Annotated in this window: 26 protein-coding genes; 10 read left to right on the top strand and 16 right to left on the bottom strand. The window is 65.0% G+C overall.

All coding sequences use genetic code 11. The annotated features are described in order from the left end of the window. Positions 1 to 310 precede the first annotated feature (310 nt). On the top strand, positions 311 to 1672 hold the full coding sequence (locus CHB96_RS08800; RefSeq protein WP_089245161.1) for an FAD-dependent oxidoreductase: 1362 nt from the start codon (positions 311 to 313) through the stop codon (positions 1670 to 1672). 60 nt (positions 1673 to 1732) lie between these two features. On the opposite strand, the gene CHB96_RS08805 is transcribed toward CHB96_RS08800, so the two are convergent. Then, a complete protein-coding gene (locus CHB96_RS08805; RefSeq protein ID WP_371828995.1) occupies positions 1733 to 2602 on the bottom strand; it encodes an SMP-30/gluconolactonase/LRE family protein in 870 nt (289 codons plus the stop codon). 66 nt (positions 2603 to 2668) lie between these two features. Here CHB96_RS08805 and CHB96_RS08810 point away from each other — a divergent pair, with 66 nt between their 5' ends. After that, positions 2669 to 3403 carry an amidohydrolase family protein gene (locus CHB96_RS08810; protein WP_089245165.1) on the top strand — a complete coding sequence of 245 codons (735 nt, stop codon included), beginning with the start codon at positions 2669 to 2671 and terminating at the stop codon, positions 3401 to 3403. Here the strand turns inward: CHB96_RS08810 and CHB96_RS08815 are convergent. Together CHB96_RS08815 and purT are read right to left on the bottom strand one after the other, a co-directional pair. Beyond that, positions 3396 to 3872, bottom strand: coding sequence for a DUF456 domain-containing protein (locus CHB96_RS08815; RefSeq protein ID WP_089245167.1), 477 nt, complete (start codon positions 3870 to 3872; stop codon positions 3396 to 3398). The genes CHB96_RS08810 and CHB96_RS08815 overlap by 8 nt on opposite strands. Beyond that, a complete protein-coding gene (gene purT, locus CHB96_RS08820) occupies positions 3869 to 5068 on the bottom strand; it encodes a formate-dependent phosphoribosylglycinamide formyltransferase (RefSeq protein WP_281254404.1) in 1200 nt (399 codons plus the stop codon). The genes CHB96_RS08815 and purT overlap by 4 nt, the downstream gene beginning before the upstream one ends. A gap of 89 nt (positions 5069 to 5157) precedes the next feature. On the opposite strand from purT, the gene CHB96_RS08825 reads away from it, so the two are divergent. Continuing rightward, complete coding sequence (locus tag CHB96_RS08825; protein ID WP_089245171.1) at positions 5158 to 6246, top strand: CaiB/BaiF CoA transferase family protein; 1089 nt, start codon at positions 5158 to 5160, stop codon at positions 6244 to 6246. Positions 6247 to 6297: 51 nt separating this feature from the next. Here the strand turns inward: CHB96_RS08825 and yczR are convergent, their stop codons facing one another. Further along, the gene (yczR, locus tag CHB96_RS08830; protein ID WP_089245173.1) at positions 6298 to 7776 is read right to left on the bottom strand and encodes a MocR-like transcription factor YczR; all 1479 of its coding nucleotides are present in this window, start codon (positions 7774 to 7776) and stop codon (positions 6298 to 6300) included. 91 nt (positions 7777 to 7867) lie between these two features. On the opposite strand from yczR, the gene CHB96_RS08835 reads away from it, so the two are divergent. After that, on the top strand, positions 7868 to 8386 hold the full coding sequence (locus tag CHB96_RS08835; protein ID WP_089245175.1) for a methylated-DNA--[protein]-cysteine S-methyltransferase: 519 nt from the start codon (positions 7868 to 7870) through the stop codon (positions 8384 to 8386). A gap of 27 nt (positions 8387 to 8413) precedes the next feature. Here the strand turns inward: CHB96_RS08835 and CHB96_RS29375 are convergent, their stop codons facing one another. The 6 genes from CHB96_RS29375 to CHB96_RS08860 all read right to left on the bottom strand — a co-directional run bounded on the left by CHB96_RS29375 (position 8414) and on the right by CHB96_RS08860 (position 13786). Further along, on the bottom strand, positions 8414 to 9853 hold the full coding sequence (locus CHB96_RS29375; RefSeq protein ID WP_141136465.1) for a hypothetical protein: 1440 nt from the start codon (positions 9851 to 9853) through the stop codon (positions 8414 to 8416). Next, on the bottom strand, positions 9850 to 10380 hold the full coding sequence (locus CHB96_RS08840; RefSeq protein WP_245865362.1) for a signal peptidase I: 531 nt from the start codon (positions 10378 to 10380) through the stop codon (positions 9850 to 9852). Before CHB96_RS08840 ends, CHB96_RS29375 begins: the two co-directional genes overlap by 4 nt. Positions 10381 to 10391: 11 nt before the next feature. Continuing rightward, complete coding sequence (locus CHB96_RS08845) at positions 10392 to 11030, bottom strand: hypothetical protein (protein ID WP_245865364.1); 639 nt, start codon at positions 11028 to 11030, stop codon at positions 10392 to 10394. 4 nt (positions 11031 to 11034) lie between these two features. Then, the gene (locus tag CHB96_RS08850) at positions 11035 to 11667 is read right to left on the bottom strand and encodes a SipW-dependent-type signal peptide-containing protein (RefSeq protein WP_089245177.1); all 633 of its coding nucleotides are present in this window, start codon (positions 11665 to 11667) and stop codon (positions 11035 to 11037) included. A gap of 259 nt (positions 11668 to 11926) precedes the next feature. Further along, positions 11927 to 12361 (bottom strand): LGFP repeat-containing protein, encoded by a 435-nt coding sequence (locus CHB96_RS08855; protein WP_089245179.1) that lies wholly within the window; start codon positions 12359 to 12361, stop codon positions 11927 to 11929. 135 nt (positions 12362 to 12496) lie between these two features. Further along, positions 12497 to 13786 (bottom strand): adenylosuccinate synthase, encoded by a 1290-nt coding sequence (locus tag CHB96_RS08860; RefSeq protein ID WP_089245181.1) that lies wholly within the window; start codon positions 13784 to 13786, stop codon positions 12497 to 12499. A 235-nt stretch (positions 13787 to 14021) separates the two neighbouring features. On the opposite strand from CHB96_RS08860, the gene CHB96_RS08865 reads away from it, so the two are divergent. Together CHB96_RS08865 and CHB96_RS08870 are read left to right on the top strand one after the other, a co-directional pair. Continuing rightward, a complete protein-coding gene (locus CHB96_RS08865; protein ID WP_176444212.1) occupies positions 14022 to 14684 on the top strand; it encodes a hypothetical protein in 663 nt (220 codons plus the stop codon). Next, positions 14681 to 15454: a site-2 protease family protein gene (locus tag CHB96_RS08870; protein ID WP_245865366.1), complete on the top strand. Its 774-nt coding sequence runs from the start codon at positions 14681 to 14683 to the stop codon at positions 15452 to 15454. Before CHB96_RS08865 ends, CHB96_RS08870 begins: the two co-directional genes overlap by 4 nt. Position 15455: 1 nt before the next feature. On the opposite strand, the gene CHB96_RS08875 is transcribed toward CHB96_RS08870, so the two are convergent. After that, positions 15456 to 16400: a helix-turn-helix transcriptional regulator gene (locus CHB96_RS08875; protein ID WP_089245185.1), complete on the bottom strand. Its 945-nt coding sequence runs from the start codon at positions 16398 to 16400 to the stop codon at positions 15456 to 15458. 62 nt (positions 16401 to 16462) lie between these two features. Here CHB96_RS08875 and CHB96_RS08880 point away from each other — a divergent pair, with 62 nt between their 5' ends. Continuing rightward, a complete protein-coding gene (locus CHB96_RS08880; protein WP_176444213.1) occupies positions 16463 to 16930 on the top strand; it encodes a pyridoxamine 5'-phosphate oxidase family protein in 468 nt (155 codons plus the stop codon). Here the strand turns inward: CHB96_RS08880 and CHB96_RS08885 are convergent. From CHB96_RS08885 to CHB96_RS08895, 3 genes are all read right to left on the bottom strand, one after another. Continuing rightward, positions 16920 to 17846 (bottom strand): cation diffusion facilitator family transporter, encoded by a 927-nt coding sequence (locus CHB96_RS08885; protein ID WP_089245187.1) that lies wholly within the window; start codon positions 17844 to 17846, stop codon positions 16920 to 16922. The genes CHB96_RS08880 and CHB96_RS08885 overlap by 11 nt on opposite strands. A gap of 71 nt (positions 17847 to 17917) precedes the next feature. After that, the gene (locus CHB96_RS08890) at positions 17918 to 18988 is read right to left on the bottom strand and encodes an FUSC family protein (RefSeq protein WP_176444223.1); all 1071 of its coding nucleotides are present in this window, start codon (positions 18986 to 18988) and stop codon (positions 17918 to 17920) included. 64 nt (positions 18989 to 19052) lie between these two features. Then, on the bottom strand, positions 19053 to 19469 hold the full coding sequence (locus CHB96_RS08895; RefSeq protein WP_089245469.1) for a DUF3151 domain-containing protein: 417 nt from the start codon (positions 19467 to 19469) through the stop codon (positions 19053 to 19055). Between the two features lie 103 nt (positions 19470 to 19572). Between CHB96_RS08895 and CHB96_RS30065 the strand changes: the two genes are divergently transcribed. Continuing rightward, positions 19573 to 20181, top strand: a complete 609-nt coding sequence (locus CHB96_RS30065; RefSeq protein ID WP_245865368.1) for an Rv0361 family membrane protein — start codon at positions 19573 to 19575, stop codon at positions 20179 to 20181. Positions 20182 to 20235: 54 nt separating this feature from the next. Here CHB96_RS30065 and fbaA read toward each other — a convergent pair whose 3' ends face one another. Then, positions 20236 to 21276: a class II fructose-bisphosphate aldolase gene (gene fbaA / locus CHB96_RS08905; RefSeq protein ID WP_089245473.1), complete on the bottom strand. Its 1041-nt coding sequence runs from the start codon at positions 21274 to 21276 to the stop codon at positions 20236 to 20238. Between the two features lie 185 nt (positions 21277 to 21461). Here fbaA and CHB96_RS08910 point away from each other — a divergent pair, with 185 nt between their 5' ends. Beyond that, positions 21462 to 22190 (top strand): VTT domain-containing protein, encoded by a 729-nt coding sequence (locus tag CHB96_RS08910; protein WP_176444214.1) that lies wholly within the window; start codon positions 21462 to 21464, stop codon positions 22188 to 22190. A gap of 28 nt (positions 22191 to 22218) precedes the next feature. After that, the gene (locus CHB96_RS08915) at positions 22219 to 22869 is read left to right on the top strand and encodes a DedA family protein (protein WP_089245477.1); all 651 of its coding nucleotides are present in this window, start codon (positions 22219 to 22221) and stop codon (positions 22867 to 22869) included. Position 22870: 1 nt separating this feature from the next. On the opposite strand, the gene CHB96_RS08920 is transcribed toward CHB96_RS08915, so the two are convergent. Continuing rightward, positions 22871 to 23659 carry a trans-aconitate 2-methyltransferase gene (locus CHB96_RS08920; protein ID WP_089245479.1) on the bottom strand — a complete coding sequence of 263 codons (789 nt, stop codon included), beginning with the start codon at positions 23657 to 23659 and terminating at the stop codon, positions 22871 to 22873. Between the last annotated feature and the right edge of the window lie 12 nt (positions 23660 to 23671).

Genomic DNA, 23671 nt, shown 5'->3' on the forward strand with positions numbered 1-23671 from the left:
GCACGGCGCGGCGGGACTGTGGAGAAGGAGAACGGGCCTTGAATCAGGCCGGAAGTGCCTCGGGTGTGGTCACCGACAACACGTGGTGGTGCAGGTACGGCAGAAGTCGACGGCGAGTCGCCGGACCAGGAATGTCGTATGCACGATGCAATTCCTACCTGATTAAGGGGAATAGCTCAAGTCCCGGAGGCTGTGGAGACTGCGGAAGGTCCGACGTAGCCTGGAACCAAGACCACCAGCCCAGATCAGGTAATGCTTAATTTATGCTGGGGTGTCCGTACTTTTCGTCGACGAAGGTAGTTCGCTGCACATGACTGATCAGACTCGTCCACTCCGCGTCGCTATCGTCGGCGCAGGACCAGCCGGCATCTACGCCGCCGACGCACTCATGAAGTCCGACACAGATGTCAGTATCGACCTGTTCGAACGCATGCCCGCACCCTTCGGCCTCATCCGATACGGCGTCGCACCCGACCACCCCCGCATCAAGGGCATCATCACCGCCCTGCACAAAGTCCTCGACAAGCCCCAGGTCCGCCTCCTCGGCAACATCGACTACGGCACCGACATCACCCTCGAAGACCTCCGCCGTTTCTACGACGCCGTCATCTTCTCCACCGGCGCCAACGCCGACCGCGACCTGAAGATCCCCGGCATCGACCTCGACGGCAGCTACGGCGCCGCCGACTTCGTCTCCTGGTACGACGGCCACCCCGACGTCCCCCGCACCTGGCCCCTCGACGCCGAGAAGGTTGCCGTCCTCGGCGTCGGCAACGTCGCCCTCGACGTCGCACGCGTCCTCGCCAAGACCGGCGACGAACTGCTCCCCACCGAGATCCCCGCCAACGTCTACGAAGGACTCAAAGCCAACAAAGCCGTCGAAGTCCACGTCTTCGGCCGCCGCGGACCCGCACAAGCCAAGTTCACGCCACTGGAACTGCGCGAGCTCGACCACTCCCCGACCATCGAAGTCATCGTCGCCCCCGAGGACATCGACTACGACGAAGGCTCCGAAGCCGCCCGCCGCGGCTCCAAGCAGGTCGACATGGTCGCCAACACCCTTCAGGACTGGGCCATCCGCGACGTCGGCAACCGCCCCCACAAGCTGTTCCTGCACTTCTTCGAATCCCCCACCGAGATCCTCGGCGACGACGGCAAGGTCGTCGGCCTGCGCACCGAACGCACCGAACTCGACGGCACCGGCAACGTCCGCGGCACCGGCACCTACAACGACTGGGACGTCCAAGCCGTCTACCGCGCCGTCGGCTACCTCAGCCAGAACATCAAATCCCTGCCGTTCGACGAGCAGGCAGGCACCATCCCCAACGAAGCCGGACGCGTCCAGGAGAACGGCGCCCACGTGCCCGGAACCTACGTCACCGGCTGGATCAAACGCGGACCCGTCGGCCTCATCGGCCACACCAAGGGCGACGCCAACGAAACCGTCGCCTGCCTGCTCGAAGACGCACCCACCTTCGACGGCGCGACCGAGCCCGCCGAACAAGCCGTCGTCGACTTCCTCGAAGGCAAGCAAGTCCCCTTCACCACCTGGGACGGCTGGTACCGCCTCGACGCCCACGAACGCTCCCTCGGCGAACCCGAAGGCCGCGAACGCGTCAAGGTCGTCGAGCGTCACGACATGCTGAAGGCGTCCGAGCCCGATAAGGCGTAACCGCATGTGCATAGAAATACATAGCCCGCTATGTATTTCTATGCACATGCGCGCCAGCGCCTACACGCGCACGGCCAGGAGTTTTCCTTCCGTCTCCACCTTGCGCTGGTGCTCGTTGAAATCCGGTGCCGCACAGACGAACAGCGTGCGCCCGTCGTCGCCGCCGAGACCGCACGCAAACACGCCCGTGTCGAATTCGAGCTGATCGACGATGCCCTTACCCGGCTCGATGTGCACGATCCGCTGCCCGAGAGCGTCCGCCGCCCACAGCGACCCGTCGGTGTCGATCGCGCACCCGTCCGCCGCGACGACCAGCTGGCCGAGAGCCGTCGTCATGTCGTTCATGTCGGGTAGTTCCGCGAACTTGGCCCAGTCACGACGCTCCCCCAACGAGCCGTCCGGATGCACCGAGAACACACTGACCCGATTGCCGACGGTTTCGTCGACGAGAAGTTCGCCGTCGGGAGTCAGCGCCATCCCGTTGGGGAAATACAGATCCTTCGCGACGACGGTCGCCGACCCGTCGGGATCGACCCGGAGCAGATCGGCCGTGTCGGGCGTCGCCAGATTCATCAGATCGAACCCGAAATTGCCGACGTACGCACGACCTCGGTCGTCGACGAGCATGTCGTTGAGATTCGCAGCGACGTGCGACGACAGATCGGCATGGACGACGAGCGAGCCGTCGTCCTCGCGTCGCAGGATCGTGTGATCCTTCATCGACACGACGAGCAGACGCCCATCCGGAAGCCAACCGAGGCCGGAAGGCTGCTGCGGCACCTCCGCTTCCACGCGCACATCGGACCCGTCGGCCTCGGCCGAGAGAACCCGATAGCTGTAGAAATCGGAGACCCAGACGCGGCCCTCGTGCCAACGCGGGCACTCGAAATAGGTGTATCCCTCGAGAACTACGGTGAAGTCGGGTTTCATGATTCGCATTCAAACACCGGAACAGGCCCTCGAAAGTGGAAATGACCGAGCTGGCATGCTGATGGGGTGTTCGACGCCCACCGCTACATCCTCGATCCCCGGTTTCCGCTGGTCGAGAATCAGGGTGCACACGCGGACCCGTACACCATCGCCGATTACGAACGGGACACCGACGGCCTCGGTATCACCGGCGGCGCGGTCATCAGCGCCTCGTTCCACGGCACCGACCAGAGATTCCTCGTCGAATCGCTGAAGACCCTCGGATACGGCTGGGTCGGCGTCACGACACTGCGCCCCGACGCCACCGACGAGGACATTTTGGCGCTGGACGAGGCAGGCGTCCGGGCCATCCGACTGAACCTCAAGCGCGGCGCGACGGATGTGCAGACATTGACCTCGCAGGCGCGTCGGGCTCACGATCTCGTCGGGTGGCATGCGGAGTTGTACGTCGAGGCAACGATGTTGCTGTCCCTCGAACCGATTCTGTCGAAGCTACCTGCCGTCAGCATCGACCACCTCGGCATGTCGACGCAGGGACTGTCGTACCTGCTCGATCTCGTCGACCGCGGAGTGCGCGTCAAGGCATCGGGATTCGGCCGCGTCGACATGGACATCGTCGACACGATGAAGCAGATTCACGCCGTCAACCCGTCGGCGTTGATGTTCGGCACCGACCTCCCGGGAGCCCGTGCACCACGACGGTTCTGCGAAAGCGATCTCGATCTGATCGCCGAGGCGGTCGGCGGGGACCTGCCCGCGGTTCTCGGCGGCAACGCCCGAGCCTGGTACCGGGTCAGGTAACGAGGACGGCAGCCAGCCAGACTCCGCTCGCGACGAGGGCACCGAACAGTTCGACGAGTATCGACAGACCCGCGGCTTTCGTCGCGTGAATCGTCGATTGCCATGCGCCACTGCGAATTCGGGCCAGTTCCGAGAGATAGGTTCCCAGGACGAAACCGATGAACAGGCCGACCACCGGAATCACGAAGAACCCGACGATGCCGACGAGCCCGCCGACGATCAACGATCGCGTCGGGATACCGGCGTCCTTCATGCGGCGGCCGGGCCACGTGTACTTGACGACGCCGCTTGCCACGAGCAACAGCGTCGCGACGGCGAACGTCGTCCACGCCACCGAACCACCGGTCACGAAGGCCCACACCGCAATTGCGGCGAAGATCAGGATCGTGCCGGGCAGAATCGGTACGACGATCCCGATGAGACCGACCAGAATCGCCAGGCCGACAAGGACTTCACCGAGAGCGCTCACGTGACGGGTCGGACCTTGCCCGCTGCCTCGGTGGCGCGTGCTCGCGCAGTGATGATGTCACCTGCCGTCGACACCGCGACGCCCATGCGTCGACGCACGAAGCTTTCCGGCTTGCCGAACAGGCGAAGATCGGTCTCGGGCACGGCCAACGCGTCGGCGACGCCTTCGAAGGCGATGCCTTCGGCGTCGACACCTCCGTAGATCACTGCGGACGCACCCGGCGAGACCAACGAAACGTCCACCGGCAGACCGAGAATCGCGCGGGCATGCAGCTCGAACTCCGAGAATCGTTGTGTCCAAAGGGTCACCAGACCGGTGTCGTGAGGGCGGGGGCTGACCTCCGAGAAATACACGTCGTCGCCCTTGACGAACAACTCGACACCGAACAATCCACGACCGCCGAGCGCCGTCGTGATCTTCTCTGCGACATCCTTGGCTGCGGCGATCGCGTCGTCGCTCATCGGCTGCGGTTGCCACGACTCGATGTAGTCACCCGACTCCTGCAAGTGACCGATCGGCTCGCAGAAGTCGGTGCCCGACGCCGAACGAACCGTGAGAAGCGTTATCTCGTAATCGAAATCGACGAATCCTTCGACGATCACTCGCCCGAGGTCGACGCGACTGCCTGCCAACGCGTAGTCCCACGCCGCCGCCACGTCGTCCGGTCCGCGAACGACGGACTGCCCCTTGCCCGACGACGACATCACCGGCTTGACGACGGCAGGGAAGCCGATGTTCTCGAGCGCGCTCTGCACCTCGGCCAACGACTCCGCGAAGGCGTACGGCGACGTCGGCAGTCCCAGTTCCTCGGCAGCGAGCCGTCGGATGCCTTCGCGGTTCATCGTCAACTGGGTCGCGCGAGCGGTGGGGATGACGACGGTCCGGCCTCGCTGTTCCACGTCGGCGAGCGCGTCGGTCGCGATGGCCTCGATCTCGGGGACGACGAAGTCGGGCTGCTGGGCGTCGATGAGCTTCACCAATTCTGCCGGGTCGCTCATGTCGATCGTGAACGCATGGTGCGCGACCTGATGCCCGGGAGCGTTGTCGTAGCGGTCGACGGCGATGACCTCGACGCCCAACCGCTGGAACGCGATGATCACTTCCTTGCCGAGTTCACCCGAGCCCAGCAGCATCACCCGGGTGGCGCCGGGGGTAAGAGGGGTACCGATTCGGGCAGCTGCGTCTCGTTCGCTCACCCGCCCATTATCCATACCGCTATCGCTTTGACGTCCAATCATAAGTTAACCTCGATTCACCCTGCTCCCCTTCACTGGAACGAGGACGTGTGTCGCAACAGGATTCACCCAGGAAAGGTCCGCTCTCCGGACTCCGTGTAGTCGAGCTCGCCGGGATCGGCCCGGGCCCCCACGCAGCGCTTCTGCTGGCAGATCTGGGCGCCGACGTCGTACGCGTGCAGCGAGGCGGCCAGATCGCCGAACACGATCAACAGCTCCGCAGTCGCACGCTCGTCGAGGCGAACCTCAAGGACCCCGCCGACATCGAGAAGGTGCTCGGCCTGATCGAACGCGCCGACGTGCTCATCGAAGGTTTCCGGCCCGGGGTGACGGAAAGGTTGGGCCTCGGCCCGGACGTTGCGTTGGCGCGTAATCCGCGCCTCGTCTACGGACGTATGACGGGCTGGGGTCAGGATGGGCCATGGGCGTCGGCGGCAGGCCACGACATCAACTACATCTCCGTCACCGGTGTACTGCACGCGATCGGCAGACAGGGTGAGCGACCGGTTCCGCCGCTCAACATGGTCGGCGACTTCGGTGGCGGATCGATGTTCCTGATCTTCGGAATCCTTGCCGCCCTCTTCGAACGTCAGACATCCGGCGAGGGCCAGGTCGTCGATGCGGCGATGGTCGACGGAACCGCAGCCCTGTCCCACATGATCTGGGGCATGCGTGGCGTCGGTGCATGGTCGGACGAGCGCGGCGTGAACATGCTCGACACCGGCTGGCCCTACTACGACACCTACGAGACCTCCGACGGCAAGCACATGGCCGTCGGCGCTCTGGAGCCGCAGTTCTTCGCGGAACTGTTGCGGTTGCTCGAACTCGATCCGGCGACGACGCCCGGGCAGGGCGACCGCGAACGCTGGCCCGAGATGCGTGAAATCTTCACGGCCACATTCAAATCCAAGACGCGTGACGAGTGGGCGGCGATCTTCGACGGCACCGACGCATGCGTGTCACCGATCCTGACGTTCGGCGAAGCGTCGGAACAGCCTCACCTGAAGGCTCGCGAGACACTCATCGAGGTCGACGGTGTCACCCAGCACCGTCCGGCGCCGCGGTTCTCCCGCACTCCCAACGGGATTCCGACGGCTCCACCGGCGGTTGCGACGGATGCGGATACCGTGTGGCGCTAGCGTGCATGTGCACGAAAATACATAGCGGGCTATGTATTTTCGTGCACATGGTCAGAAGACCAAAGCCGGCTCCCGCGCCTCGGTACTCGGCGCGAGCGCCCGGTACGCAGCGGCGGTCGCGGTCACCGCGGCCGCCAGCTCCGCCGGCTCACGCGTGTAGGGCAAGCGGATGAACCGCTCGAACGCACCCTCGACGCCGAAACGCGGCCCCGCGGCAAGCACCGCACCGAACGACGGTGCCGTAGCTGCCAACGCACTGGACACAGGCGTCGGCAACTCCAGCCACAGCGACATCCCACCGGTCGAACGCCGATAGCGCCAATCCGGAAGATGTTCTGCAAGAGCCGTTTCGAGCGTCTCCCGCCGCTCACGCAGTTGGTCTCGACGGGTCGCGAGGATGCTGTCGGCATCGTCGAGCAGGAAGCCGGCGGCGAGCTGGTCCATGACGGACGTGCCGAGATCGTGCGCGGCGCGCGACCCGGCGAGGCGACTGATCAACGACGGGTGCGCCCTGATCCAGCCGATGCGCAGACCGCCCCAGTACGACTTCGACGCCGACCCGATCGTCACGATATCCGTCCCCGACACCCGTCCGAACGACGCAACCGGAGGCGGGGGCGGCGCGTCGAGCCACAGGTCGACCATCGTCTCGTCCACGATCAACGTCATCGACACTTCCCGCGCGATACGGGCCAGCTCGGCGCGACTGTCCGAACTCATGGACCGCCCCGTCGGATTGTGGAAGTCCGGGATCATGTACGCGACTTTCGACGCCGTTTGCCGTGCAGCGCTGCGTATTCCGTCCAGATCCCAGCCGTCACCGTCGGGCCCGATCGGTACCGGAACCGCCCGCGCACCGATACGTCGAATCGCCTCCAACGCATTGGGATACGTCGGGTGGTCGATCAACACCCGATCCCCCGGCGAGGTCAACGTTCCCAGAAGCAGCCGAACCGCTTGCTGCGCACCGGAAGTCACCATGATCTGATCGGGTGTCGTGGGCAACCCGCGCTCGACGAACCGTCGCGCAATCGACTCACGCAGCACCGCGAGCCCGATCGGCTCCATGCCGTGCGTCGTCAGGTAGGTCGGAAGTGCTTGCAGCGCAGAACTGTACGCTGCGGTCATCGCCTCGGTGGGTGCGGCCATCGCCGCGTGACTCATGTCGACGACGGGCCCCACCGCATCCCGCGACTGGACCAGCAATCCGTTCGGCCGAGCCATGTCCGGCAGCGTCACCGTGCTGCGCGCACCCTGCTTGCTGACCAGGTAGCCCTCTTCGCGCAGAACTGCGTAGGACGACGTGATGGTCGTCCGGCTGAGATCCAGCGCCGCGGACAGGTCCCGCTCACTCGGCAAGCCGACGCCAAGAGGAATGCGTCCGTCGTGCACGAGCAACCGGATGCCGTCGGCCAGCGCGCGATAGGTGGGCCGGGATGTGCGACGACGCCCCGGCGCACCGTCGTTGTCCGTCCGCCATCGCCCCAGATCGCGGGCCAGTGACGTTGCATTCAGTACTCGGGTGGCCATAGCTGCCAGTATTCGCCCAACCGGTATGACGAATCAACTCCACTTTCTTCGCAGTGGACCGTATGTCGGACTTCGGGTTCATACTGGGCGGGTGCCTTACGTACTGTTCGACACCTCCATCGGCCGCTGCGGCCTCGCATGGTCGGATGTCGGCATCACGGCCGTCGCGCTTCCGGAACCGGAGGACGATCTCGTCCGCTACCTGCGCGGCTTCGCACCTGGTGTGGGAGAGCTCGACGCCCTGGCGGCGGATGCAGTCGCCCTAATCGGAGCGCTGCTGGGTGGTTCGGACCCCGACATGTCGTCGATTCCCGTCGTGCTCGACGTCTCTCCGTTCGACAAAGCGGTGTACGACGCCACCCGCGCAATTCCGCGCGGAGCCACCCTCACCTACGGCGCGGTGGCCAGGCAACTCGGACAACCGGGGGCAGCGCAGGCCGTCGGCGGTGCGCTCGGGCGCAATCCGGTCCCGATCATCATCCCGTGCCACCGAGTGTTGGGCGCCGGGCGTGAGGTCGGCGGATTCTCGGCGCCGGGTGGGGCGTCGACGAAGGAGAAGATCCTGGCCATCGAGGGCGTGGCCGGCTTCGGGGAGCCCACCCTTTTCTGACCGGCAGCCTGGCGTGTGCGAACCGGCCTAGCTTCGCACCGCGGACACGACCACCCGATCCGATTCAGCCGACGTCAACGTCCACACACCACCGACCATCGCCGACGCCACGCCGTCCGGAGTCAGAGTCGAGCCCTCCAGTTCGACGAATGTCCCATCCTCGCAGGACAATTCGACGTTCTCCGCGTAATCGGCACCCTCGACTGCGCTGCACGTGACGCCGTCACCGAACGTCAAGGCGCGTACGTTCCCGTCGGCAGGGCCGGTGAACAGGGTCGACGGGCCGGCGGTGGTCGACGGGCTGACTGTGGTCGACGGGCCGGTAGTGGTCGGGCTGACGGTGGTCGACGTGCCCGCAGTGGTCGACGGGCTGGTAGTGGTCGGGCCGGCAGTGGTCGTCGGGCCGGCAGTGGTCGTCGGGCCGGCAGTGGTCGTCGGAGCCACAGTGGTCGACGGAGCAGGGGTTGGTTCAGTCGTGGGTTCCGGCGTGGGTTCAGTCGTCGGTTCCGCCGTAGGTTCTTCGGTCGCCACCCGCGCCATCGGCTGGTCCAGGGTCGCCGAGGCCGGCGTCGCCCCCGGCCCGCATTGGGCGGCGACGAGGTCGACGTCGAACGTCAGGGGCAGCAGTCCGAGGCTGAGCAAGCTCACCGTGCCGGTCAGGTTCAGCCGAGTGAACCCGTTCGCCGCCGTGGACGCCGACGCAGTGCTGGCGAGACGGACGTTCGTGTAGCCGACGAGCCCGTCGGCGAAGCTCGCGACGGACGTGGGCGTGGCGTTCGCGTCGGGAATCGCGAGTGCCCGGTTCCCGACGAGCACCGTGCCGTTCCCGGTCCCCGTGCCCGCCTTGGGCTGAACGACCGTGTTGGTTCCGGTGGTCAAATTGCAGCTGACGGACGTGCTGATCGCTTGTCCGGCGTTGCTGATCGCGACGATGTTCGTGTTGACGAGTCCGATCGCTTCGAGAAGACTCAGCACGCTGCCCAGCAGCCGCATGGACGTGACCGACGCCGTTGCACTGGCGATGGGCGTTCCCGTCGTGCAGTACGTGGGCACGCCGGTCACCCCGACCGTGTACGAACCGCACGCACTCGCCCCGACGGCCGCGGTGTTCGACGCCGCACTCGACATCGCGAGTCTGTTCACCCCTGCCGCGGCCGACGACGCGAACGGTCCCGACCCCGACACCGTCGACGTTCCAGGGGTCGTCGCGTCGTGACCCGACCGCGCTCCGTTCCATGGCAGTGGCGTCGGATTCACCGGGAGCACGGACACTCCGCCTGCACTGTTCACGCGCGCAGCGACACCGAGCCCGAATCCACTCGTCGTCCATGACCCGGAACCGACGGTCGCCGAGACGTATTCGGAATCGGTCCACGCTGCTTCCGTGTCCGTCACCAGCGGCCTGCCGACCACCAGCGCCCCGACGACAGTCAGCGCCAGCACCAGTTTCGGCCAACGTGGAGTCATCCGGTCTGCTCGCTCTTCCTCTCCCGCGGCCAGAACACCACCACGACCAGCGTCGCCATCGACAACGTGATCAGGCCCAGCACATAGGGATTGGAGAAGTACACGACGACGTGCGCGAGCCCGGGTACCGACGAGAGCACCTTGCGCACCTCGGTGACCTGGTACAGACCGGGGTCGGCGTCGGCGTTCGCGTCGCCCTTGAGCTCGAGAACGGTGATGCCCGACTGCGAATTCGTCTCCGCCGCAACGATTCTGTGAGTGACGGGCAGCTTGCCTTCACGATCGACCGTGACGACGTCTCCCACCCCGACCGAATCGGCAGGCACCTGCCGCACGACGGCGAGCGAACCAGCCGGAATCTGCGGTGACATCGAGCCGGTCTTGAACATGATCAGCGTGATGTTGAAGAAGAACGCGCACGCCACGAGCGCGATACAGACGATCCCGCCGAGCGCCAGCACGTTCAGCACGACGTCTCCGACGATGGTCCACGGCGAGCGCTTCGACCGAGAGGATACTTCTGTCATGGTGCTCATTTCTATGGACTGGTTCCGACGAAGGGCCAGTTGAGGACGAGCGTCTTGTTCTGCAGCGCAGCGTTGGTCCAATTGGCGGTCGTCGCAGGCAGACCGACCTCGAAGCACAGCAGGACTGCGGATCCGGGTGCGGTCGGAGTTGCCCCGGCGGCAAGGGGGAATGCGCTGGAACCGGGTGAACCGACGGGTATCGACGCCGTACTGCTCCCGGCGACGAACACGGCGCCCGAGCCGAACACCGACGCGTCGCAGACAGCAGCACCCCGCACGACGCGATAGTGCAACGCCGTCGACAGCGTCCCGTTGCCCGTCCCCGAGAACCCCGCTGCGCCGAGCGTCACCGAAGCAGCGCCCGAACCGACCTCGGTCCGCAGACGAACCGGCGCGTACACCACCGAACCTGGAACCAGTCCGGTGGCAGAAGCACTGAACGACAACGGGTTCGGACCGCCTACCGGATGCGACGCCCACGTCGTGCCGCCGTCGACACTCGACTCGATACCGAAGCGCGTGCCCGACGCGAAATCCGTGCTCCCGAGAACCTTGTCCGTCCAGCTGGCCGCAACGAGGACCGCCCCGATTCCGAGGACGATTCCCGCTGCGGCCAGTACCCGTCGCTGTCGCTGACGTACCGATGCCACGTGGCTACGCGATGGACGTGCCCACGAACTGCCAGATCAGCTGACCCGTGTTGAGGCCGGAAATGGTGTTCGGGGTACCGGCGGGGAGCGTCACGGCGAAGCACAGTTGGACCGGAGTACCGTCCGCTGCCAACGTGATCGCATCGGCGGCACTACCCGTCGTCAACGTCGATGCAGCTGCCACGACGGTAGTGCCGCCCGGCGTACCTGCAGCGCATCCCGCGGCCGTTCCTCCCGACGTGACCGAGTACCGCAGTGCGCTCGTGAGCGCTGCTCCTGCCGGCGATCCTCCGGTTGCTCCGTTCAGTGTCACCGCGGCGCCGAGCGTCTGGCCCGGCTCCAGGCGCAGTGCGATCGGCGCGTAGACGGTGTCGCTCGGCGTGAGATTCAGTCGGGGTGCTGGGAATCCGAATGTCTGCCCGGGACTGACATCGGATTCGACCCACGTCGGTGTGGCCGTCCCGCTGAAACTGGCCTGGATGTTCCAGGTGTCGTCGCCCGTCGCGAAGTCGGAGTTCCCGAACACGTTGTCGGTCCACGCCGCCAATGTGATCGCCGCCCCGACACCGAGGACCAATCCTCCGGCAAGTAGCGCCCGTATCTTTCGTTTTCTCGTGGACACCTGCTGATCTGTCATCCCCGGCTCTTTTCGATGGAAGGAAGTCGGCATCATTTCGATTCGACTGCACCGACCATCGAAGCCTAATTCGAAAGCATTACTAATGGTTCGCGGGGAATCCAGAATGTTATAAAGCAATCAATCTCGTCGGAACGGAAATTTCGTCATTTCCAGCAGAATGCGAATACAGAGCACGTTTCGACAGCGCCCCATTCCGGAAAGGACCCCGAAAAAGGGTGACATCACGTAAATCGACGGAAAACCAACCGTCCAGTTTTCAAGCGGACAGCCGAGGCTCGGGCTCCACGATCACGGAAACGACCTCTGCGGTGTCGGTAGGTCCGTCGGAAGACGACGACGGCGTCCCACCGATCGGAAATGCGCCGCTCTCCGGCAGCCAGCCCACCGCCCCGTTCTCGAAGAGGTTGTAGCGGCCGTATCCGGTCGGAGTGGGTTTCTCGTCGCTGATCGGATATCCCAGGGGGCCGTACGGTCCGCCGTGCGCTGTGTACCACTCGAGGATCTCGCCGTGAACCTCGTGAGCTCCCCCGGCCGGCAGCGCGAACACCGTCGCGTTCCGATACTCGAGCACGCCCCCTCCTGCGGGCCCGAGCATGAATTCACCTACCTGCTCACCGATCCACGGGTGTTCGTAAGCAAAGCGATCGAATTGATACCCGAATACATCCAAACCGTTGTACGACGCAGACATCGAATGACCTCCCCTTGTGATTCCGACACCTATTATCCGCCTGATTCACCATTCGGTCACACTAAAACGGCACTCTACTTTCAGAAGTAGAGTGCCGTTTCGTTAAAGCCAGTTTATTCGTACTGCAGGTCTCTTTCAGCCGAGAATATCCCGACGCACGATAGTTTGATCGCGCCCTGGACCCACTCCGATGCACGAAATGTGCGCGTGCGAAAGCTCTTCCAGACGCAGCACGTAGTTCTGCGCGTTCTTCGGAAGGTCCTCGAACGTACGCGCGCCGGAGATGTCCTCCCACCAACCGGGCATCTCTTCGTAGATCGGCTTGGCGTGATGGAAACCGGTTTGTGTCATCGGCATCTCGTCGTGACGCACTCCGTCGACGTCGTACGCGACACAAATCGGAATGGTATCGAGGCTGGACAGAACATCCAGTTTCGTCAAGAAATAGTCGGTGATTCCGTTGACGCGGGTCGCGTAGCGAGCGATGACCGCGTCGAACCACCCTGTACGACGCGCACGCCCGGTCGTCACGCCGACCTCGCCGCCCTGCTTCGCCAGGTACTCGCCGTGGTTGTCGAACAGTTCGGTCGGGAACGGACCGGAGCCGACACGCGTCGTGTAGGCCTTGAGGATGCCCAGCACGGTCGAGATCTTGTTCGGGCCGATGCCGGAGCCGACGGCCGCGCCACCCGACGTCGGGTTGGACGACGTGACGTACGGGTAGGTGCCGTGGTCGACGTCGAGCAACGTGCCCTGCGATCCCTCGAGCAGGACCGTCTCGCCGCGCTCGAGCGCCAGGTTGAGCTCGAGGCGAGTGTCCGAGATGCGATGCTTGAAACTCTCCGCCTGCTCGAGCACTTCCTCGACGACCTGCTGCGGGTCGAGAGCCTTACGGTTGTAGATCTTCGACAGCACCTGGTTCTTGAACTCGAGGGCAGCCTCGACCTTCTGCGTGAGGATCTTCTCGTCGAGAACGTCTGCGGCTCGAACACCGACGCGCGCGAGTTTGTCCTGGTAGCAGGGGCCGATGCCGCGGCCCGTCGTGCCGATCTTCTTCGCGCCGAGGAATCGCTCGGTCACTTTGTCGATGGCGACGTGGTACGGCATGATCAGGTGCGCATCGGCGCTGAGCAGTAGCCCGGAGGTGTCGACGTCACGGGCCTCTAGACCGGCCAGCTCTTCGAGCAGCACACCCGGATCGACGACGACGCCGTTGCCGATGATGTTCTTGACTCCCGGCGTCAGAATTCCCGACGGGATGAGGTGCAGGGCGAACTTGTCACCGTTCGGGAGCACCACGGTGTGGCCTGCATTGTTGCCACCCTGGTAACGAACGACCCATTGCAGTCGCTCTCCGAACAGGTCGGTGGCTTTGCCTTTGCCCTCGTCGCCCCACTGGGCGCCGATCAGGACGATCGCCGGCATGTGCTCTCCTGTGATTCTCGCGTGCAAGGTAGTAACGCTGGTTGCTGCCAGGTACGCAAGGCAGGCCGGGGCGTCAGTCTAGCCGAGCCGGTGTGACGTTTCGGCTCGGCACCGGCACCGAACCGAGTTGCCGCTACGGTGGACTTCGAACAACGGCCTATATGGGGAGCACAGTGAGATACATGCGCGCAGGTTCTCGTCCGAGCGGGCGGGCACCGTCGGTAGGGCAGGCACGGTGACGCCGTTCGTCCTTCAGTGCGGGAATCCGCCGCTACCGATCTCTCTGACCGACGTTCCACTCACCCCCGCCTCGCGCGTTCCGACCGTCGAGGAATGCGACGCGTTGTTCTCCGCCGTCGGCACCGCGACCGACGCCCGAGTCATCGTTCTCGGCGACGACGCCTCGCTCGCCGCGGTTCTCACTCGCCTGATGCGCACCGAGCGCCTGCACGTCGAGCTTGCCTACGTTCCCGATTCCGCAACGGCGGCATGCCACATCTACCGACTCGGTACTGGCTCGCGCGCAGCCAAGGTCGCGATGACCGGAACGGCGACGCCGACGCCTCTCATCCGCGACGACGCGGGCAAGGCCGTCGTGGGCCGGGCCGTCGTACTCGGTTCGGGTGATCGTCTCGAAGGCGAGGCGTACGTCGACGACACACAGTTGTTCTCCGGCAGCGCTCCCGGCGTCGAAGTGGTGCCGACACCCGAGATGCCGGGGCTCAAAGCTCGCGTGACGGGACGCCGTCGGCTCTTCGGGCATCGCTGGGTGGCAGGACGCGCGATGCAACTGGGCGCGATGGCGGCGAACCTGATTCGCGACGGTGTCCCGGGCGACCGCGAGGTCAAGAGGTCGACGTTCTATCGGCACGACCAGGAGTGGTTGCTGGTCCGGTGAGTATTTCGCCGATCCGACGTCCGGTCCGCCCGAGCCCGGTCTTCCTGGGCGTCGTCGCGGCAGCCGTCGCGGGCGGCGTCGTCGCATGGACTGCCGGGTCGCCGACGGATGTCTCCGCGAGAATCGGTGTGTTCGTGCTCGTTCTCGCGGGCTGGATCGTGACCGTCTGTCTGCACGAGTTCGGCCACGCCTACACCGCGTACCGGGCCGGTGATCGTGAAGTCGAGCTACGCGGATATCTGACGCTGAACCCGCTGAAGTACAGCCACCCTCTGCTGTCGGTCGTGCTGCCGGTCGTGTTCATCGCGCTCGGCGGAATCGGCCTGCCGGGCGGCGCTGTATATCTGAGGCAGGGCATGTTCGCACCGAAAGTGCAGCGTCGAATCTCGCTGGCCGGTCCTGCCGCCAACCTGATCGTGGCGATCGTCCTGCTCGTAGTCATCCGTCTGTTCGGGATGGACGGTGACCACCTCGTCTTCTGGTGGGGGCTGAGCTTCCTCGCGTTTCTGCAGGTCATGGCAACAGTGTTGAACCTGCTGCCGGTCCCCGGCCTCGACGGGTACGCCGCGCTCGAACCGTCGCTGTCGTGCGACACCAGGCGTGCGTTGGCGAACTTCAAGGGTTACGGAATCCTGATCCTCGTGGCATTCCTGTTCGTGCCGCAGGTCAACTCGGCATTCTTCGGCGCGATCTACTGGCTGTTCGGCTTGTCCGGCGTTCCCGAGATCTACGCGCAGTACGGCAACTTCCTGATGAGGTTCTGGCTGTAGATCACGCGTTGCGACGGGCCATCTCCTGTGCGACGGCATGGAGAGCCCGTCGTAATTCGGGAGGAGCGAGCACTTCGACGCCCGCACCCATGGACGTCAGCTGCCCCAGCGCGACGTCGAACGTCTCGAGGCGCAGATCGGTCGTCGTCCAGCCGTCGTCTTCTGGAGTCGGCATCGGATCTGGTGTCGCTTCGCGGCCGATCACCCCGCGCAGCATTCGCGTGGCCGCCGGTGAAAGCCGGACGCGACAGTCGAATCGCAGCAGGGCGCGGTCGAACGTCGCCGTCGACTCCGCCCACCACGTCGCGAGCTCGAAGTTCTCCGGCCTCACCACCGGCGCGTCGAGCAGCTCGACACCCTCGACGCGATCGACCCGGTAGGACAGAACGGTCGACGTCCTGGCCGCCACGAGGTACCAGACACCGGCCTTCGCGACGAGTCCCAGCGGGTCGAGCACGCGCGTCGACCCGCGATAGCCGAGTTCGATCCGGCGTCCCGCGAGCACTGCGGTGCTGATCGTCGGCAGGTGTTCGTTCGACGCGGGCTCGGTGAACCAACCGGGGGCGTCGACGTGCAGACGCTCGCGCCACACCTGGGCGCCCGTCCGCAGCGGCATCGGCAACGCGCCGAGGAGCTTGTTCTCGGCCGCCGCGGTGGCGTCGGCGAGCCCGAGATCCGCCGCGATCGACGGCACCCCCAACAGCATCAGCGCCGACGTCTCGACACCCGTCATCCCCGTGAGCTTGGACTGCCAGCCGTCGAGCAGGCGGATGCCGCCCTTCGGTCCCGATTCCGTCCACAACGGCACACCTGCCGCACCCAGCGCCGCGATGTCGCGGTAGATCGTCCGGACGGACACGCCCGCGTCGTCGGCGAGTGCCTGAGCCGTCGTCGACCTGCCGTGTTGGAGCGCCAACATCAACCGAAGGAGACGTGACGAGCGCACACGAACATTCTAGGAGAATTCCCTGACACAGGATGTCAGTGATATGCGCTCATACTGCTGTCATGGCTACCTGGACAGAGTTCGAGACCGACGCACCCGACCTGGCGAAGGCGGTGGCCGCGCGCCTGACCGCCCACAAGCATCACGTGCTCGCGACGCTCAGAAAGGACGGATCACCGCGCGTCAGCGGGACCGAGGTGGAATTCGTCGAACGCGGCTCGCTGCGCCTCGGATCGATGCCGAACGCGCTGAAAGTGCAAGACCTGCGCCGTGATTCGCGCTACGCGATCCACAGCAATCCCGGCCACCACTCGATGGACGGTGGCGACGCGAAGATTTCCGGCACGGCCGTCGAACTGACCGACGCCGACGAATTGCAGAAGATCTTCGACGCCGCGCCGCCGGAGTTGGTGCCGTACAACGTGTTCGATCTGGACATCACCGAAGTGGTGCTGACCTCGCTCGTGGACGATCACATGCAGATCGATCTGTGGCGACCCGGCGCCGGGGTGAAGACGTTCACCAAGTGAGTTCGTCCTTGCACGACGAACCGTGCGCGGTGGGTTCGACCTGAACGGTCGCGTGGTCGAGGCCGTACGTCGCGAGCACGGTCTTCGCACGCTGCAGCAGCACCGAGCCGGACCCGTCGCATTCGAGGTGCACGGTGGCGACGTCCATCCCGGTCGTGAGTGTCCAGACATGCAGGTCGTGCACACCGACGACGCCAGGCAGAGCCGCGAGATCGGCCTCGACGGCTTCGACGTCGACATGGCCGGGGCTCGTCTGCGTCAGGATGCGCAGCGCCGAGCCGGCAAGCTTCAGTGCGCGAGGAATGACCCACAACGAGATCAGTACACCGACGACGATGTCCGCCCACGTCCACCCGAACACCAGAAGCAGGAAGCCGGCGACGAGCACGCCGACACTGCCGACCGCGTCGGCGAGAACTTCCATGTAGGCACCGCGCACCGCGATGCTGTCCTTCGCGTCGCCCCGGATCAGCAGCATGACGACGAGGTTCGCCAGCAGCCCCGCGGCAGCGGTGAGGATCATCGCGAGGCCGGGGATGTCCGGCGCGTCGCCGATGCGGTCGATGGCCTCGTACATGATGAACGCGGCGACGCCCAGCAGCAGAACGGCATTGGCGATGGCCGTCAGAACCTCGGCGCGATGCCAGCCGAACGTGCGAGCCGCGACGGCACTGCCCTTTCGGGCGAGCAGAAGCGCGACGAGACCCATCGACATTCCCAGCACGTCGGTCAACATGTGCCCGGCGTCGGCCAGGAGGCCTAGGGAATTGATCAGCAGTGCGACAGTCGCTTCGAGCACGAGGAACACCACGAGGATCGCAAGCGCGATCACCATGTTCCGAATGCGCTTCGACGACGGCGCTGCCGATTCGCCCGCCCCCGGAATGCCATGACTGTGCCCGTGTCCGGCGCCCATGTCTCCCCTTGCTCGAAAATGCTGCCGGGCTCACCATATGCGTGCATGCGCATATGTGCAATAGCTTCGGATCAGAACGGATCCGGCTCGACCTCGGGCTTGTCGACGGTCGGCGGAAGCGTCGCCAACGCCGAAATCCGTTTCAGTCCGGCCACCTGCAACAGGTCGACGATGATGGACCGCAACTGAGCCAGCACGACGGTCGCCGACAGTCCCGCGTCGCGAATGAGCTCCGGCTTCGCCCCCGCGGCGACGGTTCTGAGCACCCGCGCCGCCTCGGCCGCGTCGGGCTGCTGACCAGGATCGGCGAGAATCATCTTGCGCAGAACGTCGACCGCGTGAGCAAGCTTCTCGACCTCGTCGACGAGCCGTGGATCGAGGATCTCGTCGTCGCGCACCAGCGTCAACGATCGACGCGCGAGCACCCTGATGTTGCGAATCGCGTTGTCGATCGGATCGGCCGTTCTCGCCAGCTCACCCAGCCGGTTGCGATGACCCCAGTACAGCGGTGAGATGCGTGCGATCTCGCGGCCGCCCTTGATGTTGGTCCGCAATGCGTCGATGTCGGACTGCGTCGCTCTAGCTTTCCTGAGCGCTTCCTCGATCGGCTTCGGATCATTCGCCACGAGACCGTCGGCGACCTTCTGCAGCACGTCGCCTGCGATGCCCAGGACCTTCGCCGCGTCCTTACGAGCTCGCCAGACCGGGTGGGTCGGGATGAGCGCAACGATCGCGATGCCGACGAGACCACCGGTCAACGCGTCGACCATGCGGTCGATGCCGCCGGAATCCCCGGGCGGGATGAGCGTCGCGACGAGTACCGCCGACGACCCCGCCTGCATGGCGATGATCGGGCCGCCGTCGAGAAACACCGCCGTCGTCATCGCGAGCCCGACGACGAGAGCGATCTGCCACGGGCCGCTGCCGATGGCCGAGATGATCAGATCACCGACACCGATTCCGACGGTGACGCCGACGACCAACTCGGCCGAGCGCCGCATCCGTGCGCCGAGTGAGATTCCGAGCGAGACGACGGCCGCGATCGGCGCGAAGAACGGATGAGCATGCCCGACGATCTCCGTCGCGACGAACCAGGCGACGCCCGCGGCCAGCGCACACTGAACGACCGGAAGCAGCGACAGCTGCAACCGCGTGCGCCCGGCCCGAATGCGCGCCCGGCCACGCCTGGCGTTCGGGCGCAGCCTGTCAGCCGAGGCCGAGAGCTTCGGCCGCCTTGGGGTCGCTGTCTTCGAGGAGGTCGAGGCATCGCGCGTACTCGTCGTTCTCCCCGATGTCACGAGCGGCTTTCGCGAGGGTCGCGACGCAGCGGAGGAATCCTCGGTTGGGCTCATGGCTGTACGGGACCGGCCCGAATCCCTTCCATCCGTTGCGGCGCAGCTGATCGAGGCCACGGTGATAACCGGTGCGCGCGTACGCGTACGCGGCGATGGTCTGACCGCCGTCGAAAGCAGCCTCCGCCAGATACGCCCAGGCGATGGACGCCGTCGGATGGGCAGCCGCGACGGCCGCCGGATCCTCGTGATTCAGGAGTGCGGATTCTGCGTCGTCGTCCCCGGGCAGCAGCGTCGGCTGCGGTCCGAGCAAGTCACCGAATGAAGTCATGGGGTCCATTGTGCCCCTATCGACCCGCGCGGCTTCCGTGCCACCACCGACATGCTCGCTAGTCTTTCTCACATGCAGATGTCGCGGTCGATGGGGAGCAGGCGTGTCGAAGGATAGAGACGAAGTCGATCCGCAGGCCGACGAGCCGGCGACCGAAGCGATTCCCAGGCAGACCAAGCCGTCGCCGAAAGTGCCGCCACGCAAGATTCCTCCGCGACTGGACACGTTGCCTCCGCAGGCGAAGCCGAAGCGCATCGAACCGACTCAGCAGAAGCCGACGAAGCGGCGGGTACCCGGCCTTCGGTGGGCGGTGGCGTTCACGGGCGCAGTCGTCCTGATCGTCGCTGCGGGCGTCGTCGGATTCGCGTACCTGTCCCGAGATCAGGGAGCGTCGGACGAGGCACAGATCCGGTCTTCGATCGATTCGTTCACCCAGGCCATGGCGACGGGTGACCTCGCGACGTTGCGCAGCTCGTCGTGCGGCGAACTCGCCACGTTCTACCAGGACATTCCCGACGCGGAATTCGCCGATGTGCACCGCGTCGCGGTCGAGCAGGGCAACGTCCCGGTGGTCGATGCCATCGATGCCGTGCAGATCACCGACGACACCGCGATAGCGCAGGTCATCGCGTACACGGCCGCCAATCCCGGGGACCGGTCACCGCGGACCTTCGACCTGCGCCTCGACGGGGAGACCTGGAAGGTGTGCTGACGCACATGTGCACGAAAATACATAGCGGGCTATGTATTTCCGTGCACATGCGGGCTAGCCTGCGCTGACGCTGCGACCAGCGGACTTCAGGTCGTTGCATGCCTCGACGACGCGAGCCGTCATGCCGGCCTCGGCCTTCTTGAGGTAGCTACGCGGGTCGTAGGCCTTCTTGTTGCCGACCTCGCCGTCGACCTTCAGCACACCGTCGTAGTTGCTGAAGAAGTGTCCGGCGATGGGACGGCTGAACGCGTACTGGGTGTCGGTGTCGACGTTCATCTTCACCGTGCCGTACTCGAGCGCCTCTTCGATCTCGCTCTTCGCCGATCCCGATCCGCCGTGGAAGACGAAGTCGAACGGCTTCGAGCCTGCTGCCAGGCCGAGCTTCTCCGACGCCACACGCTGACCGTCGGCCAGCACGGACGGCTTGAGCTTGACGTTGCCGGGCTTGTAGACGCCGTGCACGTTGCCGAACGTTGCCGCCAGCAGGTAACGCGATCCCGCGTCGCCGGCACCGAGAGCCTCGACGGTCTTCAGGAAGTCCTCGTTGGAGGTGTACAGCTTGTCGTTGATCTCGGCCTCGACGCCGTCTTCTTCGCCGCCGACGACACCGATCTCGATTTCGAGGATGATGCGGGCCGCGGCTGCCTTGGCGAGCAGATCCTTGGCGATCTCGAGGTTCTCGTCGATCGGGACCGCGGAGCCGTCCCACATGTGCGACTGGAACAGCGGGTTACGACCGGCGTCGACGCGTTCCTGCGAGATCGCGATCAGCGGACGAACGTACGTGTCCAGCTTGTCCTTGGGGCAGTGGTCGGTGTGGAGCGCGATGGTGACGTCGTACTTCGCGGCGATCACGTGCGCGAACTCGGCCAGTGCTACCGCACCGGTGACCATGTCCTTGACTCCGAGACCGGAGCCGAACTCGGCGCCACCGGTCGAGAACTGGATGATGCCGTCACTTCCCGCGTCGGCGAAACCTTTGATTGCGGCGTTGATGGACTCGGAACCCACGCAGTTGATCGCCGGAAATGCGAACTGGTGTTCCTTCGCCCGGCCAAGCATCTCTGCGTAGACCTCGGGAGTTGCGATCGGCACGGCGTCATTCCTCCAATGTGAACCAGATTGATTGTCTCCTGCAGTATGGCAAGCCGCGGCCGCGACTGTCGCGGTACCCACCTCGACGCCACCAGCGACGATCTGGACGAATCGGACAGCGGCTTCGGAGGGAATGGACACCTGTTGTTCAGGTTCTCCCAGGTTCGGCCGGTAAGGTAGGCGCGGTGAGTCTTCTTGCTGCCTCGGAATCCGTGACGACGAACCTGGCTTTGTTGCCCGGCTTTCTCGATCCAGTCAACCTGCTCAACTCGTTCGGCACCTGGGTGCTCGTGGGACTACTACTCGTGGTCTTCATCGAGTCGGGTCTGCTGTTCCCTCTCCTTCCCGGTGACTCGCTGCTGTTCACGGCAGGTCTCATCGCGGCGTCGAAGTCCACGGAGGTCCAACCCTTCGCCTCGATCTGGACGCTGATCATCCTGATCCCGATCGCGGCGATCGCGGGCGATCAGGTCGGCTACTTCATCGGCCGCAAGGGCGGAGCCGGGCTGTTCAAGACCAACGACGCGAAGTTCTTCAAGAAGAAGTACATCGACGAATCGCACGCATTCTTCGAGAAGCACGGCCCGATCACGATCATCCTGGCTCGCTTCGTCCCGATCGTCCGGACGTTCGCGCCGGTCGTCGCAGGCGCGTCGAAGATGAAGTACTCGATCTTCGTCACCTACAACGTCGTCGGCGGCATCATCTGGGGTGCCGGAGTCACGTTGCTCGGTTACTTCCTCGGCCAGATCGCCTTCATCCGCGACAACGTCGACATCATCTTCATCATCATCGTGCTGGTGTCGGTCCTGCCCATCGTCATCGAGGTGGGCAAGCGCATGCTGAAGGCACGCAAGACGCCGCTGTCGGAGGCCACTGACGCCATCGACGCCCAGGACAACCCCAACTCCTAGATCGCGTGCGACAACAGTGATTCAGTCGATGGGCCAGTTCGGTCCCCTTGAAACCGCAGGGCCGCTCGTGGTCTGGCTCGTAGTGGTGACGTTCGTCTTCCTCGAGTGCGCGGTCATCATCGGATTGTTTCTGCCCGGCGACTCGATGCTCGTCACCGCGGGCATCGTCATGGCGACCCACGCGTCGGGCACGGGCCACATCTGGGCGCTGTCCGTGGGTGCGATGATCGCCGCCATCGTCGGCAATCAGGTGGGCTACGTGATCGGCCACCGAACGGGATCGAAACTCGTCGCCCGCAAGAACGGCAAATACCTCAACACGAAGAACCTGCACAAGGTCAACCTGCTGCTCGAGAAGCACGGTTTCTGGGCCGTTCTGGTCGCGCGATGGATCCCGTGGGTGCGCACACTGTGCCCCATGGTCGCGGGCGCAGCGAAGATGAATCACCGCCGCTACACCATCGCGAGCACTCTGGGGGCCATCATCTGGGCCCCGGTTCTGCTGCTCGTCGGCTTCTATTTCGGCAGTTTCCTCGAGAAGATTCCGTGGCTGTTGCCTGCGGTTCTGATCGGAATGATCGTGCTTCTCGTCGTCGGGACAGGCCTCGGCATCTGGCAGTACCGAAAAGAAATGGCACGGCCGGAGGAATTCGTCGAGGTCGAGGAAGTTCTCGAGTAATTCAGTTCTTCTGCGCGACGACGAATATCCGTCGGAACGGAAAGAGCGTGCCCGCCGGTGTCGACGGATATGCCTCCCTCAGCATCGCGGCATAGCGCTCTTCGAAGCGAGAGCGCTGGTCGGCGTCGAGTACGTCGAGGACCGGCCGCAGCCCTGTCCCCCGCACCCAGTTCAGTACCGGATCTTCCCCGGTGAGCACGTGCACGTACGACGTCTCCCACGCGTCGACGCGCGCGCCTGCCACCTGCAGCGCCGACGCGTACTGCACGGCCGAGTCCACGCTGTCGGTCCCCCGCAGGACACCGCCGACGATCGGCGACCATTCCGGCGTGGCTGCCAGCTCACGCATCAGCACGTGCGACGGCGCATCGAAGTTGCCGGGAACCTGGAAGGCCAGCGTCCCACCGGCGTTCAGTTGCGACACCCACGCGGCGACGAGGCCGCGGTGCTCGGGCACCCACTGCAGCGCCGCATTCGACACGACGACGTCGACGCCCGTGGCATCGAAGTCCGAGATGTCGCCCAGCGACACCGACACGTTCGACGGCAGGTCGGAGGGCTGCTTCGCGACCATGTCCGACGACGAGTCGAGACCGGTGATGCGAGCAGTGGGCCACCGCTGAGCCAGTGATGCAGTCAGAACACCTGTGCCACAGCCCAAGTCGACGACCTCCGCCGGCGCGTCGTGCCGCACGCGCTGTACCAGGTCGAAATAGGGGCGCGACCGTTCGTCGGCGTACCGCTGATACACCGTCGGGTTCCAGGACGTGGGCCGCTGGGAAGCCGTCATACGCGAATGCAC

It is taken from the genome of Rhodococcoides kyotonense, from assembly GCF_900188125.1.
Lineage (GTDB): Bacteria > Actinomycetota > Actinomycetes > Mycobacteriales > Mycobacteriaceae > Rhodococcoides > Rhodococcoides kyotonense.

Coding starts and splice junctions, on each gene's coding strand:
- CHB96_RS08800 (WP_089245161.1), top strand. CDS start 311: ATGACTGATCAGACTCGTCCACTCCGCGTCGCTATCGTCGGCGCAGGA.
- CHB96_RS08850 (WP_089245177.1), bottom strand. CDS start 11,667: ATGACAGATCAGCAGGTGTCCACGAGAAAACGAAAGATACGGGCGCTA.
- CHB96_RS08920 (WP_089245479.1), bottom strand. CDS start 23,659: ATGACGGCTTCCCAGCGGCCCACGTCCTGGAACCCGACGGTGTATCAG.
- CHB96_RS08805 (WP_371828995.1), bottom strand. CDS start 2,602: ATGAAACCCGACTTCACCGTAGTTCTCGAGGGATACACCTATTTCGAG.
- CHB96_RS08895 (WP_089245469.1), bottom strand. CDS start 19,469: ATGACTTCATTCGGTGACTTGCTCGGACCGCAGCCGACGCTGCTGCCC.
- CHB96_RS08860 (WP_089245181.1), bottom strand. CDS start 13,786: ATGCCGGCGATCGTCCTGATCGGCGCCCAGTGGGGCGACGAGGGCAAA.
- CHB96_RS08840 (WP_245865362.1), bottom strand. CDS start 10,380: ATGACAGAAGTATCCTCTCGGTCGAAGCGCTCGCCGTGGACCATCGTC.
- CHB96_RS08915 (WP_089245477.1), top strand. CDS start 22,219: ATGGGCCAGTTCGGTCCCCTTGAAACCGCAGGGCCGCTCGTGGTCTGG.
- CHB96_RS29375 (WP_141136465.1), bottom strand. CDS start 9,853: ATGACTCCACGTTGGCCGAAACTGGTGCTGGCGCTGACTGTCGTCGGG.
- CHB96_RS08885 (WP_089245187.1), bottom strand. CDS start 17,846: ATGGGCGCCGGACACGGGCACAGTCATGGCATTCCGGGGGCGGGCGAA.
- CHB96_RS08880 (WP_176444213.1), top strand. CDS start 16,463: ATGGCTACCTGGACAGAGTTCGAGACCGACGCACCCGACCTGGCGAAG.
- CHB96_RS08855 (WP_089245179.1), bottom strand. CDS start 12,361: ATGTCTGCGTCGTACAACGGTTTGGATGTATTCGGGTATCAATTCGAT.
- yczR (WP_089245173.1), bottom strand. CDS start 7,776: ATGGCCACCCGAGTACTGAATGCAACGTCACTGGCCCGCGATCTGGGG.